Annotated in this window: 20 protein-coding genes; all 20 read right to left on the bottom strand. The window is 42.4% G+C overall.

Features of this window, described 5'->3' with window-relative positions; all coding sequences use genetic code 11:
• Positions 1 to 2: 2 nt before the first annotated feature.
• On the bottom strand, positions 3 to 188 hold the full coding sequence (locus CSV79_RS03315; RefSeq protein WP_008298870.1) for a type Z 30S ribosomal protein S14: 186 nt from the start codon (positions 186 to 188) through the stop codon (positions 3 to 5).
• A 20-nt stretch (positions 189 to 208) separates the two neighbouring features.
• Positions 209 to 748, bottom strand: coding sequence for a 50S ribosomal protein L5 (gene rplE / locus CSV79_RS03310; RefSeq protein ID WP_099687620.1), 540 nt, complete (start codon positions 746 to 748; stop codon positions 209 to 211).
• 26 nt (positions 749 to 774) lie between these two features.
• Positions 775 to 1,086, bottom strand: coding sequence for a 50S ribosomal protein L24 (gene rplX, locus CSV79_RS03305; RefSeq protein WP_099687619.1), 312 nt, complete (start codon positions 1,084 to 1,086; stop codon positions 775 to 777).
• 36 nt (positions 1,087 to 1,122) lie between these two features.
• A complete protein-coding gene (rplN, locus tag CSV79_RS03300) occupies positions 1,123 to 1,491 on the bottom strand; it encodes a 50S ribosomal protein L14 (RefSeq protein WP_099687618.1) in 369 nt (122 codons plus the stop codon).
• 38 nt (positions 1,492 to 1,529) lie between these two features.
• Positions 1,530 to 1,793: a 30S ribosomal protein S17 gene (gene rpsQ / locus CSV79_RS03295; protein WP_081243204.1), complete on the bottom strand. Its 264-nt coding sequence runs from the start codon at positions 1,791 to 1,793 to the stop codon at positions 1,530 to 1,532.
• A 17-nt stretch (positions 1,794 to 1,810) separates the two neighbouring features.
• Positions 1,811 to 2,011 carry a 50S ribosomal protein L29 gene (rpmC, locus tag CSV79_RS03290; protein ID WP_009499049.1) on the bottom strand — a complete coding sequence of 67 codons (201 nt, stop codon included), beginning with the start codon at positions 2,009 to 2,011 and terminating at the stop codon, positions 1,811 to 1,813.
• Complete coding sequence (gene rplP, locus CSV79_RS03285; RefSeq protein WP_099687617.1) at positions 2,001 to 2,435, bottom strand: 50S ribosomal protein L16; 435 nt, start codon at positions 2,433 to 2,435, stop codon at positions 2,001 to 2,003. Before rplP ends, rpmC begins: the two co-directional genes overlap by 11 nt.
• Before the next feature lie 2 nt (positions 2,436 to 2,437).
• Complete coding sequence (gene rpsC / locus CSV79_RS03280) at positions 2,438 to 3,094, bottom strand: 30S ribosomal protein S3 (protein WP_099687616.1); 657 nt, start codon at positions 3,092 to 3,094, stop codon at positions 2,438 to 2,440.
• A gap of 3 nt (positions 3,095 to 3,097) precedes the next feature.
• Positions 3,098 to 3,442: a 50S ribosomal protein L22 gene (gene rplV, locus CSV79_RS03275; RefSeq protein ID WP_099687615.1), complete on the bottom strand. Its 345-nt coding sequence runs from the start codon at positions 3,440 to 3,442 to the stop codon at positions 3,098 to 3,100.
• 19 nt (positions 3,443 to 3,461) lie between these two features.
• On the bottom strand, positions 3,462 to 3,740 hold the full coding sequence (gene rpsS / locus CSV79_RS03270; RefSeq protein WP_081243208.1) for a 30S ribosomal protein S19: 279 nt from the start codon (positions 3,738 to 3,740) through the stop codon (positions 3,462 to 3,464).
• Between the two features lie 60 nt (positions 3,741 to 3,800).
• Positions 3,801 to 4,631, bottom strand: coding sequence for a 50S ribosomal protein L2 (gene rplB / locus CSV79_RS03265; RefSeq protein WP_099687614.1), 831 nt, complete (start codon positions 4,629 to 4,631; stop codon positions 3,801 to 3,803).
• Positions 4,632 to 4,663: 32 nt separating this feature from the next.
• A complete protein-coding gene (gene rplW / locus CSV79_RS03260) occupies positions 4,664 to 4,948 on the bottom strand; it encodes a 50S ribosomal protein L23 (protein ID WP_099687613.1) in 285 nt (94 codons plus the stop codon).
• Positions 4,948 to 5,571, bottom strand: a complete 624-nt coding sequence (rplD, locus tag CSV79_RS03255) for a 50S ribosomal protein L4 (RefSeq protein ID WP_099687612.1) — start codon at positions 5,569 to 5,571, stop codon at positions 4,948 to 4,950. The genes rplW and rplD overlap by 1 nt, the downstream gene beginning before the upstream one ends.
• A 25-nt stretch (positions 5,572 to 5,596) precedes the next feature.
• Positions 5,597 to 6,226, bottom strand: coding sequence for a 50S ribosomal protein L3 (gene rplC, locus CSV79_RS03250; protein ID WP_099687611.1), 630 nt, complete (start codon positions 6,224 to 6,226; stop codon positions 5,597 to 5,599).
• Positions 6,227 to 6,263: 37 nt separating this feature from the next.
• Positions 6,264 to 6,572 carry a 30S ribosomal protein S10 gene (rpsJ, locus tag CSV79_RS03245; RefSeq protein WP_029053278.1) on the bottom strand — a complete coding sequence of 103 codons (309 nt, stop codon included), beginning with the start codon at positions 6,570 to 6,572 and terminating at the stop codon, positions 6,264 to 6,266.
• A 349-nt stretch (positions 6,573 to 6,921) separates the two neighbouring features.
• Complete coding sequence (tuf, locus tag CSV79_RS03240) at positions 6,922 to 8,109, bottom strand: elongation factor Tu (RefSeq protein ID WP_099687610.1); 1,188 nt, start codon at positions 8,107 to 8,109, stop codon at positions 6,922 to 6,924.
• A 119-nt stretch (positions 8,110 to 8,228) separates the two neighbouring features.
• Positions 8,229 to 10,307, bottom strand: coding sequence for an elongation factor G (gene fusA, locus CSV79_RS03235; RefSeq protein WP_099687609.1), 2,079 nt, complete (start codon positions 10,305 to 10,307; stop codon positions 8,229 to 8,231).
• Positions 10,308 to 10,355: 48 nt separating this feature from the next.
• Positions 10,356 to 10,826 carry a 30S ribosomal protein S7 gene (rpsG, locus tag CSV79_RS03230; protein ID WP_099687608.1) on the bottom strand — a complete coding sequence of 157 codons (471 nt, stop codon included), beginning with the start codon at positions 10,824 to 10,826 and terminating at the stop codon, positions 10,356 to 10,358.
• A 34-nt stretch (positions 10,827 to 10,860) separates the two neighbouring features.
• Positions 10,861 to 11,280 (bottom strand): 30S ribosomal protein S12, encoded by a 420-nt coding sequence (gene rpsL / locus CSV79_RS03225; RefSeq protein ID WP_099687607.1) that lies wholly within the window; start codon positions 11,278 to 11,280, stop codon positions 10,861 to 10,863.
• 301 nt (positions 11,281 to 11,581) lie between these two features.
• Positions 11,582 to 15,175, bottom strand: a complete 3,594-nt coding sequence (gene rpoC / locus CSV79_RS03220; protein ID WP_099687606.1) for a DNA-directed RNA polymerase subunit beta' — start codon at positions 15,173 to 15,175, stop codon at positions 11,582 to 11,584.
• Between the last annotated feature and the right edge of the window lie 227 nt (positions 15,176 to 15,402).

The raw sequence follows: 15,402 nt of genomic DNA, 5'->3' as shown, positions 1-15,402 counted from the left end.
GTTTACCAGCTGGCTTTTTTAACGCCAGGAAGTTGTCCCTTATATGCAAGTTCGCGGAAACAAATACGGCAAAGTTTAAATTTGCGATATACTGAATGTGGACGACCACAGCGTTCGCAGCGAGTATATTCTTGTACTTTGTACTTTGGCGTACGTTTCTGTTTAGCGATCATTGATTTCTTAGCCACGTTTTCGCCTCCCTATTATTTTACTTTTGGAACGGCATGCCACACTGTGTAAGCAATTCGCGTGCTTCTTCATCAGTGTTTGCAGTCGTCACGATGACGATGTCCATTCCACGTACTTTTGATACTTTATCGTAGTCAATTTCAGGGAAAATAAGTTGTTCTTTCACACCTAGTGTATAGTTCCCACGACCATCGAACGCTTTTTTAGAAACGCCACGGAAGTCACGTACACGTGGTAATGAGATAGAAACTAATTTGTCAAGAAACTCGTACATGCGCTCACCGCGAAGCGTTACTTTAGCTCCGATCGGCATACCTTCACGCAAACGGAAACCAGCGATAGATTTCTTTGCTTTTGTTATGACTGGCTTTTGACCTGAGATAGTTGCTAGATCTTCAACAGCTGCATCAAGTGCTTTTGTATTTTGAACTGCATCACCAACACCCATGTTGATAACGATTTTATCTACTTTAGGTACTTGCATAACAGATGTATATTCAAACTTGCTCATTAGAGCAGGTGTGATTTCTTTAGTAAATTTCTCTTTCAATCGACTCATCAGTCGGACCTCCTTTCATGCCTAGCTTACTTGTCCAGTGCTTCACCGGATTTTTTTGCAATACGTACTTTTTTACCGTCTTCCACTTTATAACCCACACGAGTCGGTTCGCCTGTTTTAGGATCGATGACCATCACGTTTGAGACATGAATCGCAGCTTCTTGACTTACAATTCCGCCTTGAGGATTCTCTTGGTTCGGCTTCGTGTGTTTTTTAACGATATTAATACCTTCAACTAGCACACGGTCTTTTTTTGGATAAGCAGTTAGGATCACACCTGTTTTACCTTTGTCTTTCCCAGAGATCACCATAACTTTGTCGCCTTTTTTAACGTGCATTCTATCGCACCTCCTTGACTGGCTCTGTCATTAGAATTAAAGAACTTCTGGAGCAAGTGAAATGATTTTCATGAAGTTATTGTCGCGTAGTTCGCGAGCAACTGGTCCGAAAATACGTGTTCCACGTGGCCCTTTATCATCACGGATAATAACGCAAGCATTTTCATCAAATGTAATGTAAGAACCGTCCTTACGACGAACTCCACTTTTCGTACGAACGATGACCGCTTTAACAACGTCACCCTTCTTAACAACTCCACCTGGTGTTGCTTTCTTAACCGTAACAACAACTATGTCACCGATATTAGCTACTTTACGACCTGATCCACCTAGTACTTTAATTGTCAGTACTTCACGTGCGCCAGAGTTGTCAGCAACTTTCATTCGACTTTCCTGTTGAATCATCGAGGTTACCTCCTTCCAAAATCTGAGTTAAAAACCTATTAGATGATGACCGCTTTTTCGACGACTTCTAGAAGACGGAAACGCTTAGTTGCCGATAATGGACGAGTCTCCATAATACGAACAACATCGCCAATTTTTGCTTCGTTAAGCTCATCATGGGCCTTGAATTTTTTAGAGTACTTTACACGCTTACCGTATAAAGAATGTTTTTTGTATGTTTCTACCATTACCGTAACGGTTTTATCCATTTTGTCGGAAACGACACGGCCTGTGTATACTTTGCGCTGGTTACGCTCAGTCATGGCTGCAACCTCCTTCATCAGTTATTTGCACTGATTTCTCTTTGACGTATTACAGTTTTCATGCGCGCAATCGATTTGCGTACTTCACGGATGCGTGCAGTGTTTTCTAATTGACCTGTCGCTAACTGGAAGCGAAGGTTGAAAAGCTCTTCTTTAAGTGATTTCACTTTTTGCTCGATCTCTGCAGTTGTTAAGTCACGAATTTCTTTAGCTTTCATTAGACTCACCACCAATTTCTTCACGTTTTACAAACTTGCTTGTTACAGGAAGTTTGTGCGATGCGAGTCTTAATGCCTCACGAGCTACTTCTTCTGAAACACCTGCAATTTCGAACATTACTCGACCAGGCTTAACAACTGCTACCCAGCCTTCTACAGCACCTTTACCGGAACCCATTCGGACTTCAAGAGGCTTTTTTGTATATGGTTTGTGCGGGAAAATATTGATCCACACTTTACCACCACGCTTCATATAACGAGTCATGGCAATACGAGCAGATTCAATCTGACGGTTCGTGATCCAACCTGATTCAAGAGCTTGAAGACCAAACTCACCAAATTGAACAGTAGCGCCACCTTTTGTTTGACCGCGCATTTTCCCACGGAATACACGACGATGTTTAACACGTTTAGGCATTAACATTATTATTTGCCTCCTTCCGCAGAGTTCTTCTTGACTGGAAGGACTTCACCACGATAAATCCATACTTTTACGCCAAGCTTACCATAAGTAGTATCAGCTTCAGCATGTGCATAATCTATATCAGCACGTAATGTATGAAGAGGGACAGTTCCTTCACTATAGTGTTCAGCACGAGCGATATCAGCACCGCCGAGACGACCAGACACTTGTGTTTTGATTCCTTTAGCTCCAGAGCGAATTGTACGTTGAATCGCTTGTTTCTGAGCACGACGGAAAGAAACACGGCTTTCCAATTGACGAGCGATAGATTCTGCGACTAGTCTCGCATCCAAATCAGCACGTTTTACTTCTACGATGTTTATGTGTACACGCTTGCCAGTGATTTCGTTAAGATTTTTACGAAGTGTTTCAACTTCGGAACCACCTTTACCGATAACCATACCTGGCTTTGCAGTGTGAATTGTAATATTTACACGCTTAGCAGCACGCTCAATTTCTACTTTAGAAAGTGATGCATCTACAAGACGTTTTTCAATGTATTCACGAATCTTTAAGTCTTCGTGTAATAAGGACGCATAATCTTTTTCCGCGTACCATTTCGAGTCCCAGTCACGGATGACACCGACACGCAGTCCATTAGGATGTACTTTTTGGCCCACTAATTACCCCTCCTTCTTTTCAGATACCACTAATGTAATGTGGCTTGTACGTTTGTTAATCGCACTCGCACGACCTTGTGCACGTGGACGGAAACGTTTCATTGTTGGTCCTTCGTCTACGAATACTTCGCTGACGTATAAGTTCTCAGTGTTCATTTCGTAGTTATGCTCAGCATTTGCAATTGCTGATTTTAAAAGCTTTTCTACAACCGGAGATGCCGCTTTAGGCGTAAGTCGTAGAATCGCCATAGCTTCACCGATATTCTTGCCGCGAATAAGATCAACGACCAAACGAACCTTGCGAGAAGCAATGCGGACTGTGCGTACAGATGCTTTAGCTTGTTGCATCAGGATAACCTCCTCTCAATTAGCGTTTTGTTTTCTTATCGTCGGCACCATGGCCTTTATAAGTGCGCGTAGGTACGAATTCACCTAGTTTGTGACCTACCATATCTTCTGTTACATAAACAGGAACATGTTTGCGTCCATCATATACTGCAATTGTCAATCCGATGAAAGTCGGGAAGATTGTTGAACGGCGAGACCATGTTTTAATTACCTGCTTCTTTTCTGAATCTTTTTGTGCATCAACCTTTTTTAATAAGTGGTCATCTGCAAAAGGTCCTTTTTTCAAGCTGCGGCCCATTCTGGAACCTCCTTCCGAGTTTGTACTACGGTCCATCTAATGAACCGCAGTGCAACAAAATTATTTTTTACGACGACGAACGATAAACTTGTCTGATTTATTGCTCTTTTTGCGTGTCTTGAATCCAAGAGTTGGTTTCCCCCAAGGAGTAACAGGACTTGGACGACCGATCGGCGTACGTCCTTCACCACCACCGTGTGGGTGATCGTTAGGGTTCATTACAGATCCACGAACGGATGGGCGCTTGCCTAACCAACGTGAACGACCTGCTTTACCAATGTTGATCAATTCGTGCTGTTCGTTTCCTACTTGTCCGATAGTTGCACGGCAAGCTGAAAGAATCATACGTACCTCGCCTGATTGTAGACGAATGATAACATATTTACCTTCACGTCCAAGCAATTGAGCTGAAGTTCCAGCAGAACGAACTAATTGTCCACCCTTACCTGGTTTCATTTCAATGTTATGGATTGTAGAACCCATTGGAATGTTCTCTAGTGGTAGAGCATTTCCTACGCGGATATCCGCTTCAGGTCCTGACATAATTGTAGAACCTACTTGCAACCCTTTAGGAGCAAGGATGTATCTCTTTTCTCCATCTGCATAATTAATTAATGCGATGTTTGCTGAACGGTTTGGATCGTATTCGATCGTAGCAACGCGTCCTGGAATGCCATCTTTCCGACGTTGGAAATCGATGACACGGTATTGGCGCTTATGTCCTCCACCTTGGTGACGAACTGTCATTCTACCTTGGTTGTTACGTCCGCCTTTACGCTTGACTGGTTCAAGCAATGATTTTTCTGGTTTGTCTGTAGTAATCTCAGCAAAGTCAGAAGAAGTCATATTACGACGTCCGTTGGAGGTAGCTTTGTACTTCTTGATCGCCATTTGTGTTCCCTCCTTCATTTATTGTTCGTTAATTACATTTCAAAAAGTTCGATATCCTTGGAATCAGTAGTTAACGTAACAATTGCTTTGCGGCGCTTGTTTGTATAACCAGCATGTTTTCCCATACGCTTGAACTTGCCTTTATAGTTCTGAACATTAACTTTTTCAACTTCCACACCGAAGATTTCTTCGATAGCTTGTTTAACGTGCGTTTTATTCGCGCGTGTATCAACTTCAAATGTGTATTTTCTGAATTCCATTTGCTCAGAAGTACGCTCGGTAATGACCGGACGCTTCAAAATATCACGTGCTTCCATTAACCAAGCACCTCCTCAACTTTTTCTACTGCTGCTTTTGTCATAACGAGTTGGTCATGTCCGACTAGGTCAAGTACATTGATACCATTCGCTGTAACAACGCTGATTCCAGGAATATTACGAGCAGACAATGCTACTGTTTCTTCTAGGTCAGCTGTAACAAATAATGCTTTCTTTGTGATTGAAAGGTCTTCAAGCACTTTAACAAAGCCTTTTGTTTGTGGTGCGTCAAATGCTAAGTTGTCTAGTACAATTAATTCTTCTGCACGTACTTTCGTTGAAAGTGCGGAAAGAAGTGCTAAACGACGAACTTTCTTAGGCATTTTATAGCTATAGCTACGTGGTGTTGGACCGAATACGATACCGCCTCCACGCCATTGTGGTGATCTAATTGAACCTTGACGAGCACGGCCTGTGCCTTTTTGACGCCACGGTTTACGACCGCCGCCTGCTACTTCCCCGCGAGATTTAACCTTGTGGTTTCCTTGGCGTAAAGAAGCTTGCTGTTGAATAATTGCTTCAAACAATACTGCTTCATTCGGTTCGATTCCGAAGATGGCTTCGTTTAACTCGATGTCGCCAACTGCAGAACCTGTTTGACTTACTACAGATACTTTAGGCATTCCTATTTCCTCCTTTCTGTTTTACTCAGTTCCCTTTAATTGCACTTTTCACTTGTACTAGTGATTTGCGAGCTCCAGGAACGTTACCTTTAACTAGTAACAAGTTGCGTTCTTCATCAACTCGTACAATTTCTACGTTTTGGATCGTTACTGTTTTGCCACCAGTACGTCCAGGTAATTTTTTTCCTTTGAATACTCGTTGTCCATCTACAGCGCCTAGAGAACCTGGTGCGCGGTGGAAACGTGATCCGTGTGACATTGGTCCGCGTGAGAAACCGTGACGCTTAATCACACCTTGGAATCCTTTACCTTTTGAAACTCCTGTAATATCGACTACATCGCCTGCTGCGAATGTATCAACTTTGACTTCCTGACCAACTTCGTATGCACTAACGTCAGCTCCGCGAACTTCGCGAATGAAGCGCTTAGGTGCCGTGTTAGCTTTTGCAACATGGCCTTGTTCAGGTTTGTTTGAAAGCTTTTCACGTTTGTCATCAAATCCAAGTTGGATTGATTCATAGCCATCCGTTTCGATTGTCTTCTTTTGAAGAACTACGTTTGGAGTAGCTTCAATCACTGTTACTGGGATTAGATCGCCGTTTTCAGCAAATATTTGCGTCATACCGACTTTTCTTCCTAAGATTCCTTTGGTCATTAGTCACACCTCCTGTAATATTGTTGTTTTGTATTTTTTATAGTTTGATTTCGATGTCGACGCCTGATGGTAAATCAAGCTTCATTAACGCGTCCACAGTTTGTGGAGTTGGATTTACGATATCGATTAAACGTTTGTGTGTACGCATTTCAAATTGCTCACGTGAATCTTTATAAACGTGAACTGAACGCAATACCGTGTAAACTGATCTTTCAGTTGGCAACGGAATTGGACCTGAAACACTAGCTCCAGAACGTTTAGCCGTTTCAACAATCTTTTCAGCTGACTGATCAATCATTCTATGATCGTAAGCTTTCAATCGGATACGAATCTTTTGTTTTGCCATTACTTTCCCTCCCTTTCGCCTATTTTCTAGACAATTCTCCACGAAAATTTCCCACACACACGCCATGGCAAAGCGGCCGGGTGTATCGGCAACCTCTCGCTTCTTCGCAGTCAAAGACCAACATTCAACATTATACATAATGTTTTAGGTTTGTGCAACCCTTTTAAAGAAATTAGTTTGTTTTTTAACCCGTTTATTATCTTAACAGGTTTCGCTAGTATATGCACGTATTTTATTTAGCCTTTTTATATTACATCTTAGTCATTAATGCACACCATGATGAAAACTAGTGCCTACTATTTTCAGCGAATAAAAAAATCCCGCCACAAGGACGGGATTCCAAAAGAAATTATTTTGTAATTGTAGCTACAACGCCAGCGCCTACTGTACGTCCACCTTCACGGATTGAGAATTTAGTACCTTCTTCAATCGCGATTGGGGAAATCAGTTCAACTGTCATTTCAACGTTATCTCCAGGCATAACCATTTCTACACCTTCAGGAAGTTGGATGATTCCAGTTACGTCAGTTGTACGGAAGTAGAACTGAGGACGGTAGTTTGAGAAGAATGGAGTGTGACGTCCACCCTCTTCTTTTGATAGAACATAAACTTCAGATTTGAACTGAGTGTGTGGAGTGATTGTACCCGGCTTAGCAAGAACTTGTCCACGCTCGATATCTTCACGTGAAACACCACGTAGAAGTGCACCGATGTTGTCTCCAGCTTCTGCATAGTCAAGAAGTTTACGGAACATTTCTACTCCAGTTACAGTAGTAGGTCTTGGCTCTTCAGAAAGACCGATAATGTCAACAACATCTCCGACTTTTACAACTCCACGCTCAACACGTCCAGTTGCTACTGTACCACGACCAGTGATTGAGAATACGTCCTCTACTGGCATCATGAATGGCTTTTCAGTATCACGAGCTGGTGTTGGGATATAGTCATCAACAGCTGCCATCAATTCAAGGATTTTCTCTTCCCACTCAGGCTCTCCTTCAAGAGCTTTAAGTGCAGATCCACGAACTACTGGAATATCATCGCCAGGGAAGTCATACTCAGAAAGAAGTTCACGGATTTCCATTTCTACTAATTCAAGTAGTTCTTCATCGTCCACCATGTCACATTTGTTCATGAATACAACTAGGTAAGGAACACCTACTTGACGTGAAAGAAGGATGTGCTCACGAGTTTGTGGCATTGGGCCGTCAGCAGCAGATACTACTAAGATTCCGCCGTCCATTTGTGCAGCACCAGTGATCATGTTTTTAACGTAGTCAGCGTGACCTGGGCAGTCAACGTGTGCATAGTGACGCTTTTCAGTTTCATACTCAACGTGAGAAGTACTGATTGTAATTCCACGCTCTTTTTCTTCAGGTGCATTATCAACGTCAGCGTATGACTCTGCTTCTCCACCCATTGCTTTAGAAAGAACTGTCGCGATTGCAGCAGTTAAAGTTGTTTTACCATGGTCAACGTGACCAATTGTTCCTACGTTTGCGTGCTCCTTGGAGCGGTCGAATTTTTCTTTACCCATTTTAGAGATCCTCCCTTAATTTAAAAAAGTTTAGTTTTTTATAGTATGGAAGTCAAAGGCGTCCCCTTGACTATCCATATCTTACAAGTATTTCTTATCGGAAACAAGGATGAACTTTATTATTCACCTTTGTTTTTCTTGATTACATCTTCAGCAACCGACTTTGGAACTTCTTCATAGTGATCGAACACCATAGAGAATACTCCACGACCTTGCGTATTTGAACGTAACGCTGTTGCATAACCAAACATTTCAGCAAGTGGAACCATCGCGCGAACGACTTGTGCGTTACCACGAGCTTCCATACCTTCTACACGGCCACGGCGTGATGTAATATCACCCATGATATCGCCCATGTATTCTTCCGGAATGATAACTTCAACTCTCATTGTTGGTTCAAGAAGTACTGGTGAACATTTAGATGCTGCATTTTTCAAAGCCATTGATGCAGCAACTTTGAAGGCCATTTCGTTGGAGTCAACATCGTGGTATGAGCCGTCAAATAGACGTGCTTTCACATCGATTAATGGATATCCAGCCAAAGGACCGTTATCTAATGAATCACGAAGACCCGCTTCAACTGCCGGGATGTATTCACGAGGAACAGAACCACCAACAATGTTGTTTACGAATTCGAATCCTTTTCCTTCTTCGTTCGGACCAAATTCGATCCATACGTGACCAAACTGTCCACGTCCACCTGATTGACGAACGAATTTACCTTCGACTTCAGCTGACTGACGGAATGTTTCGCGGTAAGAAACTTGTGGCGCGCCCACGTTTGCTTCCACTTTGAATTCACGTCGTAGACGGTCAACAATGATGTCCAAGTGAAGTTCACCCATACCTGCGATGATAACTTCTCCAGTTTCTTGATCTGTATGTGCACGGAATGTCGGATCTTCTTCTTGTAACTTACCAAGAGCTTGACCCATTTTATCTTGGTCTGCCTTTGTTTTCGGCTCGATAGCTACGGAAATAACAGGTTCAGGGAATTCCATTGATTCAAGAATGATCAATGCTTTCTCGTCACAAAGTGTGTCACCTGTCGTCGTATCTTTCAATCCTACAGCAGCAGCAATTTCACCCGCATGCACTTCAGATATCTCTTCACGGCTGTTAGCATGCATTTGTAGAATACGACCTACACGCTCACGCTTGCCTTTTGTAGAGTTTACAACGTAAGAACCAGCTTGTAGAACGCCTGAATAAATACGGAAGAATGTAAGTTTCCCTACATAAGGATCCGTCATTACTTTAAATGCAAGTGCCGAGAATGGCTCTTCATCGCTAGAATGACGCTCTTCTTCTTGCTCTGTGTCAGGGTTCAGACCAACCATTGGTGGAATATCAAGTGGTGATGGTAAGTAGTCGACTACTGCATCCAACACTAATTGTACTCCTTTGTTTTTGAAAGCTGTTCCACAAACTACAGGGTAGAATTCAACTGCTAATGTCGCTTTACGAATTGCTGTTTTAATTTCATCAATTGTAAGCTCTTCGCCGCCAAGATACTTTTCCATTAGATCTTCATCGAAGTCTACAATTGCTTCAATTAGTTTTTCGCGATATTCATTCGCTAGTTCCAGGTGCTCAGCAGGGATATCCTCTACTGTAGTATCTGTGCCTAGATCGTTAGGATACAAAGTAGCCTTCATTTCAATTAAGTCGATAATTCCAGAGAAGTTATCTTCCGAACCGATCGGCAATTGGATTGGGTGAGCATTAGCTTGTAGACGGTCACGTAGTGTGCCTACAGAGTAAAGGAAATCTGCACCCGTTTTATCCATTTTGTTTACGAATACAAGACGTGGTACTTTGTAGTTTGTCGCTTGACGCCAAACTGTTTCTGTTTGCGGTTCTACACCTGATTGTGCATCAAGTACCGTAACAGCTCCATCTAATACACGTAGTGAACGTTCAACTTCAACAGTGAAGTCTACGTGTCCTGGTGTATCGATGATGTTTACACGGTGGCCTTTCCAAGCTGCTGTTGTTGCAGCAGATGTAATCGTGATTCCACGTTCTTGTTCTTGCTCCATCCAGTCCATCTGTGAAGCACCTTCGTGCGTTTCACCAATTTTGTGGATTTTACCTGTGTAATAAAGGATCCGCTCAGTTGTTGTTGTCTTACCAGCGTCAATGTGAGCCATGATACCAATGTTACGAGTGTTCTCTAAGGAGAAATCTCTACCCATTTTGTGAACTCCTTCCGTTTTCGGATTACCGTTATAGTATATCCGGTGTTACCAACGATAGTGAGCGAATGCTCTGTTAGCTTCCGCCATCTTATGCATTTCTTCACGGCGTTTAACAGAAGCACCTGTGTTGTTTGATGCGTCAAGAATTTCGTTTGCTAGGCGCTCTTCCATTGTTTTCTCTCCACGTGTACGTGAATAGTTAACAAGGTAACGAAGACCTAGAGTTGTACGACGTTCTGGACGAACTTCAACTGGTACTTGATAGTTAGCTCCACCAACACGGCGAGCACGCACTTCAAGAACTGGCATTACATTATTTAGTGCAGCTTCGAATACTTCAAGTGGCTCTTGACCAGAACGTTCTTTAACAATTTCGAACGCTCCATAAAGAATCTTTTGTGAAGTACCTTTCTTACCGTCTACCATCATTTTGTTGATAAGGCGGCTTACAAGCTTGGAATTATAAATCGGATCAGGTAGTACATCGCGTTTTGCAACTGGACCTTTACGAGGCATAATTAGTTCCTCCTTTCGATATCATTAGATTATATTACTTCTTTACTTTGGGCTTTTTAGCTCCATATTGTGAACGGCTTTGCATACGGCCAGTAACTCCAGCTGTATCAAGCGCTCCACGTACGATATGGTAACGAACACCCGGTAAGTCTTTTACGCGTCCTCCGCGAATTAGTACCACACTGTGTTCTTGCAAGTTGTGGCCTTCACCTGGGATATAAGCGTTAACTTCCAATGTATTTGTTAAACGAACACGAGCATACTTACGAAGTGCCGAGTTCGGTTTCTTAGGTGTCATAGTACCAACACGTGTACAAACACCTCTTTTTTGTGGTGAGTTCACGTTTGTCATAGACTTTTTAAAGCTGTTATAGCTTTTTCCTAGAGCCGGTGATTTAGAATTCTCCGACTTCGATTTACGAGGTTTACGGACTAATTGGTTAATTGTAGGCATCAGGTTGTTCCTCCTTCCAAACTTTTTTTGTAATCCCACACACCCAGGTGGTTCATTTTTAGGTAAAAACAAAGTTTTTGTGCGTGCACACACAAAAACGGGCGTCAGTAAAGTTTAGAGATCTCTTATTTACTGTTATTTTATAATGATGATTGCTTCGCGTCTCTTACCCATTTGAAGAAAATCTAATTTCATCAAAAAGTATCAACCACAACTATCAACCTTTTGTATATTATCATCTACAGAAAGCCTTGTCAACAATTTTAGTTAAATAAACGGGAACGATGTCCCGTTTATTTTTTTAATCTACCGCAATTGCTTCTTCGTCTTCCTCATGTTGCATTTTAATCTGACGGTATCTTTGCATTCCCGTACCCGCCGGCACTAACTTACCAATAATGACGTTCTCTTTCAAACCAAGCAATTCATCAGTTTTACCTTTGATCGCCGCATCTGTAAGTACTCTCGTCGTTTCTTGGAAGGATGCCGCAGATAAGAATGATTCTGTTTCAAGAGATGCTTTTGTAATTCCGAGGATCACCGGACGTGAAGTCGCTGGTGCTTTTCCTGCCAATAACACTTTGTTATTCGCTTCAGAGAACTGGTGGATATCAAGCAACGAACCTGGTAGAAGATCTGTATCTCCAGCTTCGATCACACGCACTTTACGAAGCATTTGGCGAACCATTACTTCTACGTGCTTATCCCCAATTTCTACCCCTTGCATACGATAAACTTTTTGCACTTCTTTTAATAGATATTCTTGTACAGTTGCTACGTCTTTTACTATGATCAATTCTTTCGGATCTATAGAACCTTCTGTTAGCGTTTGACCTCGCTCAATTAAATCGCCTTCTTCAACTTTCAAGCGACCATTGTACGGCGCCAAATACTTACGTGTTTCCACTTCACCTTCAATTGTGATCTCTTTTTGGCCTTCACGGATTTCGTCAATTTCAATAACTGTACCTGCAATTTCAGAAATAACCGCTTGCCCTTTCGGATTCCGAGACTCAAAAATCTCCTGAATACGAGGAAGACCTTGTGTAATATCATCTCCAGCAACCCCACCTGTGTGGAATGTACGCATTGTAAGCTGCGTACCAGGTTCACCAATAGATTGAGCTGCGATGATTCCTACCGCTTCTCCTACTTCTACCGCTTCTCCTGTAGCTAAGTTGATACCATAACACTTTTTACATACACCATGTTTTGTATTACAAGTGAATGCAGAACGAATAGTTACCTTCTCAAATCCAGCTGCAATAATTACGTTCGCAACATCCGCCGTGATCAAACCGTTCTTTTCAAGAATCAATTCGCCTGTTTCAGGATGTTTGATCGTCTTTTTCGTATGACGACCTTCAATCCGCTCTTGCAATGTTTCAATCATTTCATTACCTTCTGTAAGAGCAGCAATTTCTAAACCTCGGTCAGTTCCACAGTCATCTTCACGGACAATGACATCTTGTGCCACGTCTACTAGACGACGAGTCAAGTAACCTGAGTCGGCTGTCTTCAGTGCTGTATCGGCAAGACCTTTACGCGCACCGTGTGTAGAGATAAAGTATTCGAGTACCGTCAGACCTTCACGGAATGAAGACTTGATCGGAAGTTCGATAATTCGTCCAGCCGGGTTGGCCATCAATCCTCGCATACCTGCAAGTTGCGTAAAGTTAGATGCGTTACCACGGGCTCCAGAGTCACTCATCATGTAGATCGGGTTTTCATTATCAAGTGAGTCCATCAACTTATTCTGAATGATATCTTTCGCTGTACTCCAGTACGAGATAACACGGTCATAGCGTTCTTCTTCAGTAATTAAACCACGTCGGAACTGCTGAGTCACCTTGTCTACCTTTTCCTGTGCATCGTGAAGGATTTCAGCTTTATTCGGTAAAACTACGATGTCAGAAATACCGATTGTGATTCCAGCGCGTGTAGAGTATTTAAACCCGAGATTTTTCATGCGGTCTAGCATTCTAGACGTTTCTGTAATATGGAATCGCTTGAAAATTTCCGCAATAATTTCTCCAAGAATTGTCTTTTTGAACGGTGTAACCAATTCTGCGTCTCGCAAGTGTTCTTTAACATTTACCGTTCCGTCAATGAAGTACTTAGCAGGTGTTTCCACTTGCAAGTTATTGAGCGTCGGTTCATTAATGTAAGGGAATGACTCCGGCAAGATTTCATTAAAGATTACTTTACCTACCGTAGTAAGCAATAGTTGTCTATTTTGTTGTTCCGTAAACGTTGGATTATTAATACTGCCTGCTTGGATCGCAATACGAGAGTGTAAGTGAACGTGACCTGTTTGATAAGCAATTAACGCTTCATTCGGATCACTGAATACTGAACCTTCTCCAGCTGAGTCTTTACGCTCGACTGTTAAATAATAATTTCCAAGAACCATATCCTGTGAAGGTGTAACAACTGGTTTTCCGTCTTTTGGATTCAAGATGTTTTGAGCAGCCAACATCAACAATCGCGCCTCGGCTTGCGCTTCTGCAGAAAGCGGTACGTGAACAGCCATTTGGTCACCGTCGAAGTCAGCGTTATAAGCTGTACAAACGAGTGGGTGCAATGTAATCGCACGACCTTCTACAAGTATCGGTTCGAATGCTTGTATTCCCAAACGGTGAAGTGTTGGCGCTCGGTTAAGAAGTACCGGGTGCTCCTTGATGACGTCTTCTAGCACATCCCAAACTTCTGAATGCAGACGTTCAATCTTGCGTTTCGCACTTTTAATATTATGCGCTAAATTACGTTCTACTAATTCCTTCATAACAAACGGTTTAAACAACTCGATCGCCATTTCTTTCGGCAGACCGCATTGATACATTTTAAGATTTGGACCTACTACGATTACAGAACGACCGGAATAGTCTACTCGTTTTCCAAGTAAGTTCTGACGGAAACGGCCTTGCTTCCCTTTCAACATATGAGAGAGAGATTTCAATGGACGGTTACCTGGACCTGTAACCGGTCTTCCACGACGACCGTTATCTACAAGCGCATCTACCGCTTCTTGTAGCATCCGCTTCTCGTTTTGGACGATGATGCCAGGTGCACCTAAGTCTAAAAGTCTCTTCAGACGGTTATTCCGATTAATGACCCGACGATATAAATCATTCAAGTCAGAAGTAGCGAAACGTCCGCCGTCTAGCTGTACCATTGGACGCAATTCAGGAGGGATGACCGGAAGAACTTCTAAGACCATCCATTCTGGACGATTTCCAGAGTTACGGAATGACTCCACAACTTCTAAACGTCTGATTGCACGTGTACGACGCTGACCTTGAACTGTTTTCAACTCTTCTTTCAGTGAATCTGTCTCTTTATCTAAATCAATCGCACGTAAAAGCTGTTCAATAGCCTCAGCTCCCATTGCCGCTTGGAACTTAGAACCATATTTTTCACGATATAGTCGATATTCTTTTTCAGATAACAACTGCTTTCGCTCAAGCGGTGTGTCTGCCGGCTCAACAACTACGTAAGAAGCGAAATAAATGATTTCTTCCAATGCACGCGGTGTCATATCCAAGATTAATCCCATACGGCTTGGTATTCCTTTGAAATACCATATATGCGTAACTGGTGCCGCAAGTTCGATGTGTCCCATTCGTTCACGACGCACTTTTTGACGCGTTACTTCTACGCCACAACGATCACAGACGACACCTTTATAACGAACCCGCTTATACTTTCCACAGTGACATTCCCAGTCTTTTGTAGGTCCGAAAATTCTTTCACAGAACAATCCGTCCTTCTCTGGCTTTAACGTACGGTAGTTTATAGTTTCGGGTTTCTTCACTTCTCCATATGACCAAGAACGAATCTTGTCTGGTGAAGCTAGGCCAATTTTCATATACTCAAAATTATTAACATCTATCAAGGAGCCTACCTCCCTTTAGTCTAATCGCCGCAATGGCTTGTCAGGCAACTTTACTTATAATATCGCATTCAGTCAAAAGTACATCTTCAACTGAATAGAATAGAAGAGGGTGCTCGAAGCCCTCTTCTATTCTGTTGTGATTGCATTATTTATGTTATTTCAGATCAACACTTTAGCTAACATCTAGCTACAAGTACCAGCCTCTCGGGTCGTTTCAGGCCTGTCTC

Source organism: Sporosarcina sp. P13, from assembly GCF_002743055.1.
Lineage (GTDB): Bacteria > Bacillota > Bacilli > Bacillales_A > Planococcaceae > Sporosarcina.
The sequence above is the reverse complement of the archived record's forward strand: the minus strand, read 5'-3'. Positions and strand labels throughout refer to the sequence as shown.